The sequence below is a fragment of the Aureibaculum flavum genome (assembly GCF_016406085.1).
In the GTDB taxonomy this organism is placed as follows: domain Bacteria; phylum Bacteroidota; class Bacteroidia; order Flavobacteriales; family Flavobacteriaceae; genus Aureibaculum; species Aureibaculum flavum.
On record NZ_JAEHFJ010000005.1, the window covers coordinates 185,740 to 206,031 of the forward strand.

Consider the following 20,292-nt stretch of genomic DNA (forward strand, 5'->3'; position numbering starts at 1 on the left):
TAAATTGTTTAAGTCAAAATAATATGCAATTCTAAAATAAATAATATAAAATTTTTTATGCCTTTAATAAAAAGTTGTAATATTGCTATGTGAAAGTGTTACAAATACATATAGTTTCTACATATTTTAGTCGCCCATCTGGGATTCGTCGCCCGTAAGGGTATCTTATATTTTAATGAACTTAGGTGAGTCCGGTTCTTTTTTCAAACACACAATTTTACAAACACATTTTAATTAATCTATTATCATAGTATGGATATTGTTATTGCTACAAAAAAGCATAATAAGTATGCTGCCATTATTTGCGATACCATTGCGGAATCAGCAAAAGTCCGAGGGACTGGAATAGCTAAGCGTACTCCAGAGTATATCATGACTAAACTTGAAAATCAGAATGCTGTAATTGCCTTAGATGGTGATAAGTTTGCAGGGTTTTGTTATATCGAAGCTTGGGATCATGGTAAATTTGTAGCTAATTCAGGTCTGATTGTGCATCCTGATTACAGAAGCTTAGGTTTAGCAAAAAAAATCAAAAAAGTAATTTTTGATTATTCGAAAAAGAAATTCCCAGATGCTAAAATGTTTGGCATAACTACCGGTTTAGCCGTATTGAAGATTAACTATGAATTAGGGTATAAACCCGTTACTTTTTCTGAGTTAACAACTGATGATGCTTTTTGGAAAGGTTGTCAAACGTGTAAAAATTACGATATATTAACGCGTACAGAACGAAAAATGTGCTTATGTACAGGGATGCTTTATGATCCCAATGATAAAAAAGTAAAAGAGGAAAGTGAACAGAATCACCCTTATAATAAAAGAGTTTTACAAAGATTAAAAAACATTAAAGAAACAGTATTCTTAAAAAATAAAAACAAATGAATAAATTAGTTTTAGCATATAGTGGCGGATTAGATACATCTTATTGTGCAAAATATTTGTCTGCTGAAAAAGGTTACGAAGTTCATGCTGTAAGTGTAAATACAGGTGGGTTTACAGATGAAGAAATCAATGATATTGAAAAAAAAGCATATGCTTTAGGCGTTACATCTTATAAAAATATTAATGCAATTTCAACCTTTTATGAAAAGGTGGTGAAGTATCTTATTTTCGGTAATGTATTAAAGAATAATACCTATCCTTTATCTGTTAGTTCAGAACGTATAATTCAAGCGATTGAAATAGTAATGTACGCAAAGAATATTGGAGCTAAATTTATTGCTCATGGTAGCACTGGTGCAGGGAATGATCAAATTCGATTTGATATGATATTTCAAATACTAGCTCCTGAAATAGAAATTATAACACCCATTAGAGACTTAAAGCTCTCAAGAATGGATGAAATAGAGTTTTTAAAAGGGCATGGTGTTGAAATGTCATGGGCAAAAGCTCAATATTCTATTAATAAAGGGTTATGGGGTACTAGTGTTGGAGGTAAAGAAACACTAACCTCAAATGAACCGTTACCAGAATCGGCGTACCCAAGCCAGTTAGAAAAAGAAGGTTCTGAAAAAGTGAAGTTGAGTTTTGATAAAGGAGAATTGGTAGCCATTGATTATGTAAAAAATAGTCCAATAGAAAATATTAGAATTCTTAATGAATTAGCCTCTAAATATGCCATTGGCCGTGATACTCATGTTGGTGATACAATTATTGGAATAAAAGGTAGAGTTGGTTTTGAAGCTGCAGCACCACTTATTATTATTAAGGCACATCACTTATTAGAAAAACATGTGTTGACAAAATGGCAACAACATCATAAAGAGTATTTGTCAAATTGGTATGGTACAATGTTGCATGAAGGGCAGTTTTTAGATGCTGTAATGCGAAATATTGAAGCCTTTTTGGAAGATTCTCAGGCAAATGTAAATGGAGATGTTATCGTTACCTTAAATCCATATAGGTTTAGCCTTGATGGAGTTCAGTCGCGTCACGATTTGATGAATTCTAAAGTTGCCGCATATGGAGAAATGAATGAAGGCTGGACTGCGGATGATGCAAAAGGATTTATTAAGATTCTATCCAATCAAAATAAGATTTTTAATCAAGTAAATAACAACGAATGATACAGGTTGGAATTATTGGTGGGGCAGGGTATACAGCAGGCGAATTAATTAGATTACTTATTCATCATAGAGAAGTTAATATTAATTTTGTTTACAGTACTTCAAATGCAGGCAATAAAATTAGTGATATTCATCAAGACCTTATTGGTGAAATAGATCAAAAATTTTCTGATAAAATTAATACTGAGGTTGATGTACTTTTTCTTTGTTTAGGTCATGGAAATTCCAAAACGTTCTTAGAAAATAATCACTTTTCTAGTGCTACAAAAATTATCGATTTAAGTAATGACTTTAGGTTACTGAATGATCGTATTTTTCAAGGCAAGGAATTTGTTTATGGCCTTCCGGAACTTAATTTAGAAGCTATTAAAACAGCGAATTATATTGCAAATCCAGGATGTTTTGCTACGACTATTCAGTTGGCGTTATTGCCACTAGCAAAACATGATTTGTTACATAGTGATATTCATGTAAATGCGGTAACTGGGGCTACAGGTGCAGGTACATCATTATCTAAAACTACCCATTATACTTGGCGTGATAATAATTTTTCGTATTACAAACCCTTTACGCATCAACATTTAGGTGAAATAAATCAAAGTCTAACGCAATTGCAAACTTCATTTAGCAATGAAGTAAACTTTATGCCGAATAGAGGTAATTTCAGTAGAGGGATTTTTGCAACTGCTTATTCAAAATTTGAAGGTACTTTGGAAGAGGCTAAACAAATATATTTAGATTTTTACAAGGATGCGAAATTTACTTTTCTAAGTGATGTTGAATTACATTTAAAACAAGTGGTAAACACAAATAAATGTTTAGTGCATTTACATAAGCATAATGATAAATTGTTAATCAGCAGTATCACAGATAATTTACTAAAAGGAGCTTCTGGTCAAGCAATTCATAATATGAATTTAATGTTTGGATTTGAAGAAAGTGAGGGTTTGAATTTAAAAGCAACTTACTTCTAATAGGCGTACTAAAAAAGAAAACAATGAAAATAGCAATAATAGGAGCGGGAAATTTAGGGTTATCAATTGCAAAAGGGCTTATTGTAAACAATGCATATACCCAATTGTATTTAACAAAAAGACATACACTTAGTATTGAAGAGTGGTCGGAATATGATAATGTTAAAATAACGACCGATAACAGAGAGGCCGTTAAAAATTCAGACATTATTATTTTTGCAATACAACCGAAACATTTTGATGGTATCCTTAATGATATTTCTGATATTTTAACCGAAAATCACGTTTTAATTTCTACGATAACTGGGTTCAAAATTTCTAATATTGAAGCTGTTATTGGTTCAGATAATTTTATAATCCGGTCGATGCCGAATACGGCTATTTCAGTAGGTAAATCAATAACCTGCTTATGTAGTAATGAGAAAGGGAAAAAGCGTATTGATATTGCCAAGTCTATTTTTAATAGATTAGGTACATCTGTTGAAATTCCTGAAGAGCAAATGCGTGCTGCAACTGTTATTTGTGCAAGTGGTATTGCTTTTTGGATGCGATTGATAAGAGCAACAACGCAAGGAGCAATTCAATTGGGTTTTGAAGCTGACATAGCTCAAGAAATGGCGATGCAAACTTGTTTAGGAGCGGCTACGCTACTGGTAGAATCAGGGAACCATCCTGAAGAGGAAATAGATAGAGTTACTACACCGGGAGGTTGTACTATTGAAGGGTTAAACCAGATGGAACACAGTGGTTTAAGTTCTTCTTTAATAAAAGGAATTGTCTCTTCTTTTAATAAAATTAACCAAATAACCGAAGCAAACACATGAATTTATTTGACGTTTATCCATTGTATTCTGTTACCCCTGTAAAAGGTAAAGACCTCATGGTTACTGATGCTTATGGAGTAGAATATTTAGATCTTTATGGAGGGCATGGAGTCATTTCTATAGGCCATGCACATCCACATTATGTTGCAAAAGTTAAAGAGCAATTAGAGGCTCTTGGTTTTTATTCTAATGCTGTTCAAAACCCGCTACAAGTTGAATTAGCCCAGAAATTAGGTGCGATTTCTCAATGTCCAGATTTTAGTCTATTTTTATGTAACTCAGGGGCAGAAGCAAATGAGAATGCTTTGAAATTGGCATCATTTCATACCGGTAAAAGCCGTGTGATTGCTTTTAAAAATTCTTTTCATGGACGTACGTCTGGTGCCGTTTCTGTAACCGATAATCCAAAAATAATTGCACCCATAAATGCCTGTAATCCTGTTACAATTTTACCTTTAAACAATAGTGACTTACTGGAAGGCGAGTTGTCGAAAGGGGATGTTTGTGCCGTAATTATTGAGGGAATTCAAGGTGTTGGTGGTTTAGATGAAGGAACATCAACTTTTTTTCAGGACTTAAGAAGATTATGTGATACATATGATGTTATTTTAATATCCGATGAAATTCAATCGGGTTATGGTAGAAGTGGTAAATTCTTTGCCTTTCAACATCATAATATAGAACCTGATATAATTTCGGTTGCAAAAGGTATGGGAAATGGATTTCCAGTCGGAGGAATTCTAATTGCACCAAAACTAAAAGCTAGTTATGGACTTCTAGGAACCACTTTTGGAGGAAATCATTTAGCTTGTGCAGCTTCAATAGCAGTGTTAGAAGTTCTTGAAAAAGAACACTTAATAAGCCATGCGGCAAAAATGTCGGCTTATTTTATGGAAATCGCTAAGGAGATACCACAAGTAAAAAAGATAAAAGGAAAGGGCTTAATGCTTGGTCTTGAATTTGATTTTGAAGTGGGTGAATTAAGAAAAAAATTAATTTATGATAAGCACATATTTACTGGTGGTGCTAGTAATAAAAAGCTACTAAGAATTTTACCTCCATTAACAATACAAAAAGATCATATTGATCAATTTTTTGAAGCTTTAAAAATTTTACTTGACGAATAAAAAAATGAATACAATTTTATCTATATCGCAAAGAAATGCCGTATTGCTTAGTATGGCAAAGTTAGTAGCTCAGGAAACTGAAACTATAATTAATGCTAATAAAGAGGATATTGCAACTTTTGCGGTAAATGATTTGGCAATGTTTGATAGGTTAAAAGTAGACGAAGATAAAATTCAAGGTATGATTTTGTCTTTAGAGCAATTGGCAAGTCAAGAAGATCCTGTAGGTCAAGAGCGGTTTAATTTTACCCATGAGAATGGATTGAAAATTTCAAATAAAACAGCTTCTTTTGGTACAGTAATGATTATTTATGAATCACGACCTGATGTTACGGTAGAAGCGGGTGGAATAGCATTTAAATCTGGTAATAAAATTTTATTAAAAGGTGGTAAGGAATCGTTGAATTCAAATTTAGCAATTGTTAATTTATGGCATCGTGCTTTAGAAGAAAATGAAATTGATAAAAATTGGGTTGCGTATTTGAATTATAACCGAACTGAAACACAGTCTTTTTTGAAAAATCCAACTCAAAAAGTTGATTTAATTATACCTCGTGGCGGTGAGAAGTTAATTGCTTTTGTAAAAGAAAACGCAACCTGTCCAGTGATTGTAAGTGGTAGAGGTAATAATTTTGTTTATGTGTCAAAGGAAGCAGATAAGCAAAAAGCTTTTGATATAATTATGAATGCAAAAGTGGCAAAAATTTCGGCATGTAACGCTTTAGATAAAGTGTTGATAGATTCAGAATTGCCAAATTATCATGGTTTTTTAGAAGATCTAATTATAAAATTATCAACTAGTAATGTAACCGTTTTAGTAGATGCGTCATTGGAGGGTTTGGCGAATGTAAATCTAATACCAAATGAAGACATTTGGTTTGAAGAATTTTTGGATTATAAAATAGTAATTGGACTTGTAGAAAATTCAGAGGCTGCAATTGCTAAAATAAATAAGTACTGTGGAGGTCATTCCGCATCAATTATAACCAGAGATGATACTGAAGCTAAACTATTTATGGAGTCTGTTGATGCTGCTGCTGTATATCAAAATGCTTCAACACGTTTTACAGACGGATTTCAATTTGGCTTAGGTGGTGAACTCGCTATTAGTACAGATAAATTACACCAGAGAGGACCAATTGGTCTACAACATTTAGTAACTAATAAATGGTATATTTTCGGAGATGGGCAAATTAGGTAAAAAAAGAGTACTATTAAAAATAGGAACCAATACACTTACTAAAGAAACTGATCAAATTTCAAGAGGTAAAATTGAAGATATTGGAAGACAAATATTAGCATTAAAGGATGATTACGAATTTATCATTGTTAGCTCTGGGGCTATTGCCGTTGCAAGACAGTTTGTAAAATTAGAAGGTAATGGTAAGGAAATTAATGTGAAACAGGCCTTAGCTGCTATTGGTCAGCCTCATTTAATGCGGATATTTCATGATAATTTTTGGGAACTTGGGCTGTTAACCTCTCAATGTTTATTGTCTTATGCAGATTTTGAAAGAGAAATTTCTAGGCAAAATATTATGAATACCATTAATGTGTTGCTGGAAAATAATTATATACCTATCATTAATGAAAATGATACTGTTGCCACAGATGAAATTAAATTCGGAGATAATGATAAGTTGGCCGCATTAACTGGTAGTTTGTTACATGTAGATTTAGTAATAATTGCCACAAATACTGATGGAATCTATACGAAAGTATCTATGAATGAAAATGAACAAAAGACCATTCAGCTTGTTGAAGATATAGATAAATTGCAAAGTGAAATTTCGACTGATAAATCCTCCCGAGGAACAGGAGGTATGCAATCTAAAATTGATGCCGCTCGAATTTTAAAAAATAACAATATAGAAACTTGGATAGTTAATGGAATAGATGACGGTTTTATACAAAAAGCAATCAACAATGAAATTACATTTACCAAAATATTAAACAAAAACTAATGAATTACCTCTCTATTAACGATATTGACTCATTGCATGATTGGGTGCAAGAAGCGATAAGTATAAAAAAAGATCCTTTAAAATATCATACGCTTGGAAAAGATAAATCTATTGGACTATTGTTTTTTAACTCTAGTTTACGTACGCGATTAAGCACACAAAAAGCGGCCTTAAATTTGGGGTTAAATCCGATTGTAATGAATTTTTCTAATGAAGGATGGGCGTTAGAATTTGAGGATGGAACTATTATGGATCAGGGTAAATCTGAACATGTAAAAGAAGCCGCTCAAGTAATTTCTCAATATTGTGATATTATTGCGATTAGAGCATTTGCGTTGTTGGAGGATAAAGAAAAAGACCAAGCGGAGGAAGTGCTTCAAAATTTTAAAAAATATGCTTCGGTTCCTATTGTAAATATGGAAAGTTCGGTTGGACACCCGTTGCAGGCTTTGGCTGATGCTATAACATTGGCAGAGTATAATCAAAAGAAATCGCCAAAAGTAGTGTTGTCTTGGGCTCCGCATCCAAAAGCTTTACCTCATGCCGTTGCCAATTCTTTTGTAGAAATGATGCAATTGCAAGATGCAGAATTTGTGATTACACATCCTAAAGGATATGAGCTTGATCCAGAGATTACTAAAAATTCTAAAATTGAATATAATCAAGAGGAGGCATTTAAAAATGCAGATTTTATTTATGTTAAAAATTGGAGTTCTTTTTCCGATTATGGACATATAATTTCAAAGGATAAAAATTGGATGATTGATCAACAAAAAATGAATTTAACCAATAATGCAAAATTTATGCATTGCTTACCAGTACGAAGAAATGTTATTGTTACTGATGAAGTGTTAGATGGAGAAAATTCCTTGGTAATAGAGCAAGCCAATAATAGAACCTATGCTGCACAGTTGGTGTTAAAAAAGATTTTGGAAAATGAGTAAACCAAAACTACACATCATAAAAATTGGAGGTAATGTTATTGATCATGAGGAAAATTTATCTTCTTTTTTAGTCGATTTTTCAAAGTTAGAGGGGTTAAATATCTTAGTCCATGGTGGTGGAAAAAAAGCCACGGAGATTGCTAAGAAACTACAATTAGAACCTAAAATGATTGGGGGTAGACGTATAACTGATGCTGATAACTTAGAAGTAGTAACGATGGTTTATGCAGGTTTGTTAAATAAAAATATTGTTGCAAATTTGCAAAAAAATAATTGTAACGCAATAGGGCTTTCAGGTGCAGATGGTAACGCTATTAAGGCTCATAAACGAATAGTAAAGGAAATAGATTATGGTTTTGCTGGTGACGTAGATGAAGTTGATACCAACACTATTTCTATATTGTTAGAGAACGATTTAATTCCTGTTTTTTGTGCAATTACGCATAATAAAGAAGGTCAATTACTCAATACCAATGCCGACACCATCGCTTCAGAATTAGCATCTGGTTTGGCAAAAAAGTATGAGGTTCGTTTAACGTATATTTTCGAAAAGAAAGGAGTTTTAGAAAGTATAAATGATGAAGATTCTGTAATAGAAAGTATAGATGCTGAACTATATAAAACACTTAAAAAAAATAATATTATAGCAGCCGGTATGCTACCAAAATTAGAAAATTGTTTTTATGCATTAAGCAAAGGTGTTGCTGAAATTCATATTGCTAATTCTGATTTTATAACGAATAAAAACACACAACACACAACATTAAGTTTATGATTGAAAAACTCACAAAAGAAGCCATACAATTATTACAAAAATTGATAGCAACACAATCTTTTTCTTCAGAAGAAGATGGGACAGCAGCATTAATTGAAAAATGGTTTGAGAAAAATGAGATTAGTTTTAAACGAAACAATCATAATGTCTACGCCTTTAATAAGTATTTTGATGCAGATAAGCCTACGTTATTATTGAATTCGCATCACGATACGGTAAAACCAAATTCGGCTTATACCAGAGACCCTTTAAACCCTGAAATTATTGATGGTAAATTATTTGGACTTGGAAGTAACGATGCTGGTGGTTGTTTGGTTTCTTTGATGGCGTTATTTACGTATTTTTATAATCATAAGGATTTAAAATACAATTTGATTATAGTAGCTTCGGCGGAAGAAGAAAGTTCTGGTCAAAATGGATTAAATAGTATGTTGCCAATACTACCAAAAATTGATGTTGCCATTGTAGGTGAGCCTACATTGATGCAATTGGCTGTGGCAGAAAAAGGCTTATTAGTTATAGATTGTATTACACACGGAAAGGCAGGTCATGCTGCACATGGGTTGGGTGATAATTCAATTTATAAAGCCATGGAGGCCATAGAATGGTTTAGAACCTATAAGTTTCCGAAGGTCTCAGAAACGTTAGGGGAGATTAAAATGACAGTTACGCAAATTAATGCGGGTAGTCAGCATAATGTGATTCCTGCCGAATGTCATTTTGTAGTAGATGTTCGTATTACTGATGCGTATAGCAATAAAGAAGTGTTGGAAATTATTAAGCGTCATGTTGAGGTTGAAGTAAAAGAACGATCTTTACGATTAAATTCATCATCTATACCCAAAGAACATGCTTTAGTAAAAGCTGGTATTGCTTTAGGTAGAGAAACGTATGGTTCTCCAACCTTATCAGATCAAGCAGTATTAACTTGCTCGTCATTAAAATTAGGTCCTGGTGATTCATTACGCTCACATACTGCAGATGAATTTATTTATGTGAATGAAATTGAAGAAGGAATAAAAATTTATATTGATTTGTTAACAGACGTTATTGTATAAACAGTTTCGTTAGTTGTAATTTGTAGACCAATTAAACAGATTAAAAATACTTAAACATTAAAATTATGAAACTCTGGGATAAAGGCTTTAGCACTGATAAAAAAATTGACATGTTTACTGTCGGAAATGATCGTCAATTAGATTTGATCATTGCTAAATATGACGTATTGGGTTCAATTGCCCATGCCAAAATGTTGCATAAAATAGAAATTTTACAAGATCGAGAAATTGTTATTATTGAGGCAAAACTGAACAGTATTCTTCAAAATATAGAAAAAGGAAATTTTGTTATTGAAGATACCTTTGAAGATGTTCATTCTAAAGTGGAATTCATGCTTACTGAAATGTTGGGCGATACTGGTAAAAAAATACATACGGCACGGTCTAGAAACGATCAAGTTCTGGTTGATTTGCACTTGTATTTTAAAGATGAAATTTCAGAGATTAAAAATTTAGTAAAATCGTTATTTGACGAGTTAATGTCAAAAGCAGAAGAACATAAAGCGGTGTTAATACCGGGATATACCCATTTACAAGTTGCCATGCCTTCTTCATTTGGCTTGTGGTTTTCTGCGTATGCCGAAAGTTTAATTGATGATGTTTATATGTTGAATGCCGCTTTTAAAATAGCAGATCAAAATCCATTAGGTTCAGGTGCTGGTTATGGAAGTTCATTTGATATTGATCGTCAAATGACAACAGAATTACTGGGATTTGAAACGTTAAAGTACAATGTTGTCGCTGCTCAAATGAGTAGAGGTAAAACAGAAAAGGCATTGGCTTCGGCACTAAGTACCGTAGCAGGAACGCTTTCGAAATTTGCCATGGATATATGTTTGTACATGAGTCAGAATTTTAATTTTGTTTCTTTTCCAGATGAGTTGACTACTGGCTCTAGTATAATGCCTCATAAAAAGAACCCTGATGTTTTTGAGTTGATAAGAGGTAAATGTAATGCACTGCAAGCTCTGCCTTATGAGTTGACTTTAATCTCTAACAATTTGCCAAGTGGTTATCAACGTGATTTACAATTGTTAAAAGAGGCTGTTCTACCAGCAATTCAAACATTGAAATCTTGTTTAGAGATGATGACTTTTTCCATTGAAAATGTACGTGTAAATACTAAGATTTTAGAAGACCCAAAATATGATTATTTGTTTACAGTAGAAGAGGTTAATAAATTAGTGCAAGACGGTGTTGCTTTTAGAGATGCTTATAAAATGGTTGGGGCTAAAGTAGAAAAAGGCGAATTTAAACCTGATAAAAATGTGAATCATACACATTTAGGGAGTATAGGTAATTTATGTTTGGAAGAGATAAATGAAAAAATGATTACCGCGTTAAAATAATTTTTAATATAGAATAATAACCTTTGAAAATGGTCAAAATTACTATTGATTTTTTAAGGAAAATACCCATGAAAATGTTAAATTTGCACGGTATTATTTCATAAAAATGGACACTACCAATCGTTTAAAGCAAGTAGCAGATTTGTTATTAGAAATATCATCACTATTGATGGTTTCAGGAGCAAATACGAATAGAGTGGACTTAAATATTGACCGTTTTGCATCCGTTTTAAATTGTGAATCTTTTAGTTTAATCAGTCAGAAGACTATTATATTAACTGTCGTAGATATTAAAACGGGTGAAAATTACACTAAAGTTAAAAATTTACCTTCCCATAAAATAGATTTTACAATACTTTCATTAATTAGTAAAGCCAGTTGGAATGCTATTGAAGAAGGTTGGTCTTTATCAAACATTAGAGATGAAATTAATAGACTGAAAAATCAAAAAAGATATCCAAGAATTGTTGTGCTTATTGCAGTAAGTTTTGCCGGAGCAGGTTTTTGTAAAATTTTTGGAGGTGATTATTTAAATTTACTGATAGCATTTGTAAGTACCTTTTGCGGTCTACTGATACTTCAAGAAACGCATAAAAAATTATTTAATGTTTATATAAATGTGTTTTTAGCATCATTAACAGCTTCTACAATAGCCTCACTAGGTGTTTATTTTAATTTAGGTACGCAACCTGAGGCAGCTTTGGCAACTTCCATACTGTTTTTAGTTCCGGGAGTTGCTCTAATTAACTCTTTTTCTGATCTTTTAGATAAAAATGTATTGAATGGAATGGTAAGATTTGCCAATGGTGTCATGACCGTATTAGCAATGGCACTCGGGCTTTTTATAGCCATGTTAATTTTTGAATTAAAATGATAGAAACTATATTAAACATTTTAGAAATTTCCATTTGGGCCGGTATCGCTGCTGTTGGCTTTGGCATATTATTTAATATACCTAAAAAGGCGATTCTTACGGTTTTTTTATTAGGGTTTGGAGCTGGATTTATCAAAACTTTTTTATTGGATTTTCAAATAAATATTGTGTTGGCAAGCTTGGTTGCAGCTTCGTTTGTTGGTCTATTAAGTATACCTTTAGCTCATAGTATTCATCAGCCTCCCGTAGTATTTTCTATACCTGCGGTAATTCCGATGATTCCTGGTTTTTATGCTTATGAGACAGTGTTGTCAATCATGTCTTTTACTTTTCTAGAAAAAGATGATGCAAAAAGATTAGTTTTTATGGATGCTATATTTTCAAACGGTTTTACCATGTTGTTTATCTTAATCTCATTATCTATTGGTGTATCATTACCACTGCTTTTGTTGCGAAAAGATACCGTAAAAAAAATAGAAAATTAAAGCAACCATCTGTAATAATCTACGTCTTCAATAAAATAATGAATTATGAAAAACATAGCTTTTATTTTATTTTTTTGTTTCTTAACGTATAGTTGTAACAATACTGATGAATCTAATGAGAAATCAGCTTGTGGGGTAGAAAATCCGATTGAAAATTTGGCTTGGTTAAAAAGTGAAATTGAGCAGAGAGAACAGGATGAGGTAGTTGACTATCAATATTCTTATATAATGCAAACTTCTTTTGAAAAGCAAGATATTTTTATTTATGGAGATTGTAATCCTCTTGCAAATTCTGTAATTACGGTTTATAACTGTAGTGGAGAAAATATCGGGTATCTTGGTGATGATAAATTTCCTGTTGAATTATTGCAGGAAGGAATAGTAATTTGGAATGCTGAAGGTTATCAATGTACTTTTTAAGAGATTAATTAATTAACGCCTTTTTCATTGCAATAGCTTTTAATAAACATTCTTCATATTCCTTTTCTGGATCCGATTTTGAAGTTATTGCTCCACCAACTGAATAAGATACATAGTTTTTCGTTTTATTATATAAAATACTTCGAATGACGACGTTAAAATCAAAATCACCCGTAGGTGTAAAATAACCTATAGCTCCTGAGTATATTCCGCGTTTAGTGGCTTCTAATTCTTCAATTATCTGCATAGCGGATAGTTTAGGTGCACCGGTCATGCTTCCCATAGGGAATAGACTCTTAATAATATCTATGGAATCAGTAGTATCTTTTACGGTCGAACTTATGGTTGAAATCATTTGATGCACTTGATCAAACGAATAAACCTTGCAGAGCTCTTCAACTTTTACCGAGCCTTTTATAGCTGTTTTCGATAAATCGTTACGCACTAAGTCTACAATCATTATATTTTCTGAACGCTCTTTTTGATCGCTTGCTAAAGCTGTGGCGAGTTGCTTATCAGCAATTTTATCTACAAGTCGTTTTGCCGTCCCTTTTATAGGTTGAGAAATGATTTTATTTCCCTCTTTTTTTACAAATCTTTCGGGAGATGCGGAAATCACATACTTGTCATTGATTTTAATGAAGCTCGCAAAGGGCGGATTAGAAATTTCATTCAAATGATGATAAACATTGAGTGGATTGATAGATGCGTTCTCTGCATAAAATTCCTGACAAAAATTTACTTCATAAATGTCACCTCTGTGAATGTGTTCTAAAACTTTATCTAATTGATTAAGGTATTCTTTTTTAGTGATACGTTTTTTTATTTTGACGTTATGCTGTTCCAAAGTCGAATTACTGTCATTGCGAGACCCTTTTCGGGACGAAGTAATCTGTTCAATGCTTTCTAAATCATCATTGATATTATTCCTATTCTCCACCAAATACTGAATCTCCAACACATTCTCCTTAAAAAAGAATATTTTTTTGGGTTGAAAAAAGTACACATCAGGAAAATGTAATCCGTCATCATTTTTAGAATTCAAGACCTCGGTATCATTCTTTAAATCGTAGCTTAAATACCCAAAAATAAAATCGTTAATCTTGTTTTTGTAGTTCTTTAATTTAGTAAATGCATCAAGGTAATTACTCTGTAGTACCGAATGGGCCTCAACTGCTAAGACGGCATCATAGTTAGAATAGGATTGTGGATAATCATTACTGTCCAGCCATACAAATTCATGGTACTGTTGGGCCCAAATCAGCAATTTGTGCTTGAATTCAGCTGAATTTTCTAGTGTTATTTTTTTTGAAGACCGCAAACAGTTATTTTAAGAAGAATGATCGGCAATGATTTTCCATTCCCCTTTAATTCGTTTTAGGATAATAGAAAACATTCCATCGGCATCGCCAACTTGTCTTTTTAAATGGAATTCACCAATCACCAAAAACACATTATTTGCTAATTGATCAAAATCGCGTAATTTAAACGTTAAGGTTCCCGTATGCTCTTTTGTTGGATAGCCTTTTTTGTAATTATCTAGAGTTTGTTGCCATCCATATGTAATACCGCTACTACCCACAAATTTCAGACTATCCGATTTTATATACCCTTGCATAAAAGCAACCAAATCGCCATTTGACCAATCTTTTGCTTGCTGCATCATCATGGTTGTTATTTCTTGTTTGCTCGTTTGATACGTCGTAGTAGCTGCTTTTTGCGAATTACACGCTGTAAAAAGCAAGAAAACTAAGATTGGAATTAATAAGAATTCGTAGCGTTTTATTTTCACAATGAAAGAATTAATTGGTTATTATGTATTTTGACCCCTCCGTCCATAGTCGTTTTAGAAGCCTTAATCATTTTAAAAGGACACCTCCCCTTGAAAGAAGGGGAGGAGCTTTACTTTCATTTTCACAAATTTTTCTGCCAATTTTCTTAAATCTAAACTCTAAACTCTAAGATCTAATGCATAAAGTGCATCTTAACTATGTAACGCTCTTTTACCGGTAGCATCTAATGCAGCTTCTTTAACAGCCTCTGCATAGGTCGGGTGAGCATGACTCATCCTAGCGATGTCTTCTGCTGATGCTCTAAATTCCATGGCTACAACAGCTTCGGCAATTAAATCTGCCACTCTCGCACCACACATGTGTACACCTAGAACTTCATCTGTTTTGGCATCAGCTAATATTTTTACAAAACCATCAATGTCTCCACTTGCTCTAGAACGTCCTAAGGCACGCATTGCAAATTGTCCTGATTTATAATCAACACCGGCTTCTTTAAGTTGTTCTTCTGTTTTACCAACTGCAGCTACTTCTGGCCATGTGTATACAACACCAGGAATTAAATTATAATCAATATGTGGTTTTTGACCAGCAATAGTTTCTGCAACAAAAACACCTTCTTCTTCCGCTTTATGAGCTAACATAGCTCCTTTAATAACATCACCAATGGCGTAAATATTTGAAGCACTTGTTTGTAAATGATCATTTACATCAATTTGTCCTTTTTCATTGGCTTTTACACCTGCTTTATCCAAATTTAAACCATCTGTATATGGTTTTCTACCTACAGAAACTAAACAGTAATCTCCCTTAAATTCAACGGGATTACCTTTTTTATCATCTGCAGTAATTGTTACTTCTTTAGCTCCAGCTTTAACGGCCGTTACTTTATGCTTTGTGTAAAATTTTACACCTTGTTTCTTTAATACTTTTTGCAATTCTTTAGACAAAGAAGCATCCATCGTAGGAATGATTCGATCCATATATTCAATTACTGATACTTCTGCACCTAATCTTTTATATACTTGTCCGAGTTCTAATCCGATAACACCACCACCAATAACGACTAAATGCTTTGGTATTTCTTTTAAACTCAACGCTTCAGTTGAGGTGATTACTCGTTTTTTATCTAATTTAATAAATGGCAACGTTGAAGGTTTAGAACCTGTGGCTATAATGATGTTTTTCGCTTCAATTTCTTCTGTTTTTCCGTCCGCTTGAGCGATAGAAATATGAGTAGCATCAACAAAAGAGCCCATACCATGATAGATAGTAATCTTGTTCTTATCCATCAAATATTTAATTCCACTTGTATTGGTGTCAACTACGTTTTGTTTACGGTCAATCATTTTTTTAAGATTGGCTTTTATATCGCCTGAAATCTCAATACCATGGTCTTCAAAATGTGCAATGGCATCATGATAATGATGCGAAGAATCTAATAATGCTTTTGAAGGAATACAACCAACATTTAAACAGGTACCACCTAGGGTATCATATTTTTCGATAATGGCAGTTTTCATGCCTAATTGTGCACAGCGAATTGCTGCAACGTATCCTCCAGGACCAGAACCAATAATGGCTACATCATATGTACTCATAAGTAAAAAATATTTTTATAACACAAAAATAGGGATAATATGTGTAATTGAATAACCTGTATTAATTTAATAAATCAGATATGGTAGTTTCTATGGTAGGATGCTTAAAACTGAAACCATTCTGTAATAAACGTTCAGGAATAACATTCCTGCTTTTTAAAACCAATTCTGTTTCCGTTTTAATTATTTTGGCACCAATTTTTAATAACCATTTGGGGTGTGATAACCCAAAAGGCATTCCTATTTTTTTACGGATGGTTTTCATTAAAATCATATTGTTAGTTGGGTTTGGAACGGTCACATTAAAAATACCATTGAGATTGGGACGGTTTAAGATAAATTCAACCGCTCTGACAAAATCTTTTTCATGAATAAAGCTCACCTTTTGATTTCCCCTACCTTGATTACCGCCCAAACCTAATTTTGCTAAAGTTTTTAGCGGGATGAATGCTCCACCGTTTTTACCCAATACAATAGATGTTCTAAGAATAATCTTTCTCGTTTTATGGGTATCAAATTGGTTAAATTCTTTTTCCCAAGATTTAGCAATATTCATTGAAAAATCATCGCCAATTTCTCCATTGATTTCTGTCATTTTTTTGTCTAAAGAATAACGATATATCGTTGCAGTGGAGGCATTCATCCAAACTTTAGGAGGTTGTTCACATAGCTGAATAGCTTTTCCTAAAATTTGCGTTGAGTTGATTCGGGAATCATAAATTTCTTTTTTGTTTTTATCCGTATATCTACAATCGACTGATTTTCCAGTTAAGTTGATAAGAGCTTCTGAATCTTCTAATACAATGGTCCATTTACCTAATGTGTTAGCATCCCAATACACATCGTATTCTTTTTTCGGGTAACGCGTTAATATTTTAACAGTATAACCAATTTTAGTAAAATAATTTTCTAAAACTTGACCAAGAAAGCCACTGCCTCCAGCTATTACAATTGTTTTCATAATTGGAAAGATTTTTGAATTTGATAAGTTAAATAGACAAAATATGAAGCAATAAACATTGGAATTATAAAAGTAAGAGTTGCAGCATAATAACTATTTAAACCATGTCGAGTTTCAGTGACAATTATAATTGCAGTTATATTTAGTATCGCTAGAATCCAATATATTTTGAGATAATTTTGATGCTTGTTACTAAATTCTTTTGAATAAACGACTAAGACAATTCCAAGAAAAAGTTGGATTACACCCAGACCTAAAGAAGCAATCATACCATATATTCCGAAATGAATACTTGCATATAGACCAAATGTTATGAGGAAAGCTGTTAGATTTATATAATGCAATGTTTTCATAATTATAAGTTTAAAATTAATAGTAACGCGATAACGCGATACAACACCCATGTGTAAGATAAATAAGTAGATAGGTTTAGTAAGTTAACTCTACGGTAATGTTCCATAAACATTAATAGTGCCGTAAGACCAAACCAACTAAGTAGGATCAATGTAGGTAACATGATAAAATGGTTGATGATAATAATTGGCATTAACATAAGAGATCCCATTAAAGAAACGGTCATTAAATTACCAATATAGTTTAGTAAATCATTACGGTTTATTTTTAATAAGAAAACACTTTGAAATACAATTTGTACTATGGCTAATACTGTTTCTCTTCCTATCGTAGAATCAGGTAAAAAGAATAATTGTTCTGAATATTGATAAAGTACCAAGCTGGTAATTAAGGTAGTAAAGAGAATATAAATAATACGGTATTTGATATTGAATTCAGGCTCACAACTCATACATTGAAAGTCCCGTTTCTTAATCGGAATTATCACTTTTCGATTGTATGAGATAAAAGAATATAGCTTTTTTAAGAACCATTTGATTGGACTAGTTTGTCCAATTTTTTCAATAAAAGGGAACGAGTATCCGATAACTTTCAATAAACTATCAATTCCGTAAAGGACCGTTTTATCGTCATGATTTATTAGTGCAATTTGATTCTTAGCTTTTTCCAAATCTATATAACCGTATTCCATTTGTGATATGCTACTATACGCCTGTCTCCCATTTCTATCCAACATTTTTGTTTTTATAAACACCGAAGTATAGGTTTTACATAAAGGACAATCGTCATCGTATAATAAAGTGTAATTTTTAAGTGTGGTCATAATTGTAGTTATTAAACTTTCAGAAAATATTGAAAGTATTATTTAAATTTTTTTTACTTAATAAGTTTGAACAAAGACTTTGTCAACCAATTTTGATCTTGATTAATCAACTTGTTTAACATCTTGTCGGCATTTTCGGTTAATTCATGCAAGGCTTTAGTTTGTTTTATCAGTTCTTTTGTTTTTTCTGTTTTATCATCTTTTATGCTTGAAACTTCCTTTAATACTTTAATTACCGGTTGTATTTCTCTTCGGCTTCTCTCTTTTGCAATTTGTCTGGCCAATTCTTGCACATCTTTTTCGGTCGTAAAAAACTCTTTGCGTTCACCTGGAATAATTTCTTTAGTAACAATGCCCCAATCCATCAATTGGCGTAAATTCATACTGGTATTACCTCTTGATATTTGTAACTCTTCCATAATGTCTTCCATAGACAATGGTTTTGTAGAAACAAAAAGTAAGGCTTGTATCATTGCCATGGCCTTATTTATACCCCACATCGTTCCTAAACTACCCCAAGTGCTAATAAATTTTTCTTTTGCTTCTTGATATTCCATATGCAAATATACAATTATTTTTAAACTTTCAATAATTATTGAAAATTTATTTTAATTACATTCAGATTAATGTAGATAAGAGTGATCAATTTTATATTTTAGCAGGATGAAAAAAGTCCTATTTATCGGATTGGTTTTTCCTGAATCTACTTCAACAGCTGCTGGAAGTAGAATTTTGCAATTACTTCACTTTTTTTTAGAGGAAAATTATCAAATTACTTTTGCTAGTGCAGCCCAAATAACGCCGTATATAGATAATCTTAAAAGTTTAGCAATAGACAGTATTTCTATTGAATTGAACAATACTAGTTTCGATAAATTTATTACAACCTTGCAGCCTGATGTTGTCGTTTTTGACCGTTTTATAACCGAAGAACAATTTGGTTGGCGTGTTACAGAGAATTGCCCTAAAGCAATACGGGTTTTAGACACCGAAGATTTACATTGTTTGCGGCATGGACGGCTAGAAGCGTTTAAAAAGAATGCAACGTTTGAATTGAATCAACTGAATCAATTGGATATTACCAAAAGAGAAATTGCCAGTATTTATAGATGTGATTTGTCTTTGATTATTTCACCATACGAATATCAACTTTTAATAGACCATTTTAAAATTCCTGAAACTATTTTAATTGAATTGCCATTCATGCTTGATGATCTTTCAAAAGATACGTTATTTGAAAAACCAACTTTTGATGAACGACATGATTTTATAAGTATTGGAAATTTTAGACATGAGCCCAATTGGCAATCGGTATTGTATTTAAAGAAAACCATTTGGCCATTGATTCGAAAACAATTACCGAATTCAAAATTATTTATTTATGGATCGTATCCTTCTCAAAAAGTAACCGATTTACATAATGAAAAGGAAGGGTTTATAGTTAAGGGTAGGGCAGATGATGCTCATAAAGTTGTCTCAAATGCTCGTGTGTTATTAACTCCACTTCAAATTGGGGCAGGACTCAAAGGAAAACTTATAGATGCCATGCTAAACGGAACACCATCGGTTACCACAACTATTGGAGCAGAAGGAATGCATAATAATTTATCATGGAATGGCTTTATTAATGATAATCCAAAAACATTTGCAGATAAGGCAGTTCAACTTTATTCGAATAGAGATATTTGGGAGCAATTACAACAACATGGAATTGAAATAATAAATTCTATATATTCTAAAAAGCAATTGTCAGAAAAATTGAGCGAGAGAATTATTAAAATCCATCAGGATTTGGATCTACATAGAGATCAGAACTTTATGGGTAGCATGTTGCAGCATCATACAATGAAGAGTACAAAGTATCTTTCAAAATGGATTGAAGAGAAAAATTTGCATTAAATTT

Annotated in this window: 22 protein-coding genes; 15 read left to right on the forward strand and 7 right to left on the reverse strand. The window is 32.5% G+C overall.

Features of this window, described 5'->3' with window-relative positions; all coding sequences use genetic code 11:
- Positions 1-252: 252 nt before the first annotated feature.
- From JBL43_RS11700 to JBL43_RS11765, 14 genes are all read left to right on the forward strand, one after another.
- Positions 253-882 (forward strand): GNAT family N-acetyltransferase, encoded by a 630-nt coding sequence (locus JBL43_RS11700; RefSeq protein WP_198841618.1) that lies wholly within the window; start codon positions 253-255, stop codon positions 880-882.
- On the forward strand, positions 879-2,066 hold the full coding sequence (locus JBL43_RS11705; protein WP_198841619.1) for an argininosuccinate synthase: 1,188 nt from the start codon (positions 879-881) through the stop codon (positions 2,064-2,066). Before JBL43_RS11700 ends, JBL43_RS11705 begins: the two co-directional genes overlap by 4 nt.
- The gene (gene argC, locus JBL43_RS11710) at positions 2,063-3,040 is read left to right on the forward strand and encodes an N-acetyl-gamma-glutamyl-phosphate reductase (protein WP_198841620.1); all 978 of its coding nucleotides are present in this window, start codon (positions 2,063-2,065) and stop codon (positions 3,038-3,040) included. Before JBL43_RS11705 ends, argC begins: the two co-directional genes overlap by 4 nt.
- 23 nt (positions 3,041-3,063) lie before the next feature.
- Positions 3,064-3,864 (forward strand): pyrroline-5-carboxylate reductase, encoded by an 801-nt coding sequence (gene proC, locus JBL43_RS11715; RefSeq protein WP_198841621.1) that lies wholly within the window; start codon positions 3,064-3,066, stop codon positions 3,862-3,864.
- On the forward strand, positions 3,861-4,991 hold the full coding sequence (locus JBL43_RS11720) for an aspartate aminotransferase family protein (RefSeq protein ID WP_198841622.1): 1,131 nt from the start codon (positions 3,861-3,863) through the stop codon (positions 4,989-4,991). Before proC ends, JBL43_RS11720 begins: the two co-directional genes overlap by 4 nt.
- A 4-nt stretch (positions 4,992-4,995) precedes the next feature.
- Positions 4,996-6,192, forward strand: a complete 1,197-nt coding sequence (locus tag JBL43_RS11725; protein ID WP_198841623.1) for a glutamate-5-semialdehyde dehydrogenase — start codon at positions 4,996-4,998, stop codon at positions 6,190-6,192.
- Positions 6,176-6,955: a glutamate 5-kinase gene (gene proB / locus JBL43_RS11730; protein ID WP_198841624.1), complete on the forward strand. Its 780-nt coding sequence runs from the start codon at positions 6,176-6,178 to the stop codon at positions 6,953-6,955. The genes JBL43_RS11725 and proB overlap by 17 nt, the downstream gene beginning before the upstream one ends.
- Positions 6,955-7,899, forward strand: coding sequence for an N-acetylornithine carbamoyltransferase (locus JBL43_RS11735; RefSeq protein ID WP_198841625.1), 945 nt, complete (start codon positions 6,955-6,957; stop codon positions 7,897-7,899). Before proB ends, JBL43_RS11735 begins: the two co-directional genes overlap by 1 nt.
- A complete protein-coding gene (gene argB, locus JBL43_RS11740) occupies positions 7,892-8,674 on the forward strand; it encodes an acetylglutamate kinase (RefSeq protein ID WP_198841626.1) in 783 nt (260 codons plus the stop codon). The genes JBL43_RS11735 and argB overlap by 8 nt, the downstream gene beginning before the upstream one ends.
- Positions 8,671-9,732: a M20 family metallo-hydrolase gene (locus JBL43_RS11745; RefSeq protein ID WP_198841627.1), complete on the forward strand. Its 1,062-nt coding sequence runs from the start codon at positions 8,671-8,673 to the stop codon at positions 9,730-9,732. Before argB ends, JBL43_RS11745 begins: the two co-directional genes overlap by 4 nt.
- Before the next feature lie 65 nt (positions 9,733-9,797).
- The gene (argH, locus tag JBL43_RS11750) at positions 9,798-11,081 is read left to right on the forward strand and encodes an argininosuccinate lyase (protein WP_198841628.1); all 1,284 of its coding nucleotides are present in this window, start codon (positions 9,798-9,800) and stop codon (positions 11,079-11,081) included.
- A gap of 106 nt (positions 11,082-11,187) precedes the next feature.
- Positions 11,188-11,955, forward strand: a complete 768-nt coding sequence (locus JBL43_RS11755) for a threonine/serine exporter family protein (protein ID WP_198841629.1) — start codon at positions 11,188-11,190, stop codon at positions 11,953-11,955.
- A complete protein-coding gene (locus JBL43_RS11760; RefSeq protein ID WP_198841630.1) occupies positions 11,952-12,440 on the forward strand; it encodes a threonine/serine exporter family protein in 489 nt (162 codons plus the stop codon). Before JBL43_RS11755 ends, JBL43_RS11760 begins: the two co-directional genes overlap by 4 nt.
- A 45-nt stretch (positions 12,441-12,485) precedes the next feature.
- A complete protein-coding gene (locus tag JBL43_RS11765) occupies positions 12,486-12,860 on the forward strand; it encodes a hypothetical protein (protein ID WP_198841631.1) in 375 nt (124 codons plus the stop codon).
- A gap of 4 nt (positions 12,861-12,864) precedes the next feature.
- Here the strand turns inward: JBL43_RS11765 and pabB are convergent, their stop codons facing one another.
- From pabB to JBL43_RS11800, 7 genes are all read right to left on the reverse strand, one after another.
- Entirely contained in the window at positions 12,865-14,181 is a 1,317-nt protein-coding gene (gene pabB, locus JBL43_RS11770) for an aminodeoxychorismate synthase component I (protein WP_198841632.1), read from the reverse strand.
- A gap of 9 nt (positions 14,182-14,190) precedes the next feature.
- Entirely contained in the window at positions 14,191-14,652 is a 462-nt protein-coding gene (locus tag JBL43_RS11775; RefSeq protein WP_317193450.1) for a YybH family protein, read from the reverse strand.
- Between the two features lie 192 nt (positions 14,653-14,844).
- On the reverse strand, positions 14,845-16,251 hold the full coding sequence (lpdA, locus tag JBL43_RS11780; RefSeq protein ID WP_198841633.1) for a dihydrolipoyl dehydrogenase: 1,407 nt from the start codon (positions 16,249-16,251) through the stop codon (positions 14,845-14,847).
- Positions 16,252-16,312: 61 nt separating this feature from the next.
- Positions 16,313-17,212 (reverse strand): TIGR01777 family oxidoreductase, encoded by a 900-nt coding sequence (locus JBL43_RS11785; protein WP_198841634.1) that lies wholly within the window; start codon positions 17,210-17,212, stop codon positions 16,313-16,315.
- Positions 17,209-17,565, reverse strand: coding sequence for a hypothetical protein (locus tag JBL43_RS11790; RefSeq protein ID WP_198841635.1), 357 nt, complete (start codon positions 17,563-17,565; stop codon positions 17,209-17,211). Before JBL43_RS11790 ends, JBL43_RS11785 begins: the two co-directional genes overlap by 4 nt.
- A gap of 2 nt (positions 17,566-17,567) precedes the next feature.
- Positions 17,568-18,389 (reverse strand): DCC1-like thiol-disulfide oxidoreductase family protein, encoded by an 822-nt coding sequence (locus JBL43_RS11795; RefSeq protein ID WP_198841636.1) that lies wholly within the window; start codon positions 18,387-18,389, stop codon positions 17,568-17,570.
- A gap of 53 nt (positions 18,390-18,442) precedes the next feature.
- Positions 18,443-18,946 carry a GbsR/MarR family transcriptional regulator gene (locus JBL43_RS11800; protein ID WP_198841637.1) on the reverse strand — a complete coding sequence of 168 codons (504 nt, stop codon included), beginning with the start codon at positions 18,944-18,946 and terminating at the stop codon, positions 18,443-18,445.
- Between the two features lie 106 nt (positions 18,947-19,052).
- Here JBL43_RS11800 and JBL43_RS11805 point away from each other — a divergent pair, with 106 nt between their 5' ends.
- A complete protein-coding gene (locus JBL43_RS11805) occupies positions 19,053-20,288 on the forward strand; it encodes a glycosyltransferase (RefSeq protein WP_198841638.1) in 1,236 nt (411 codons plus the stop codon).
- Positions 20,289-20,292 lie beyond the last annotated feature (4 nt).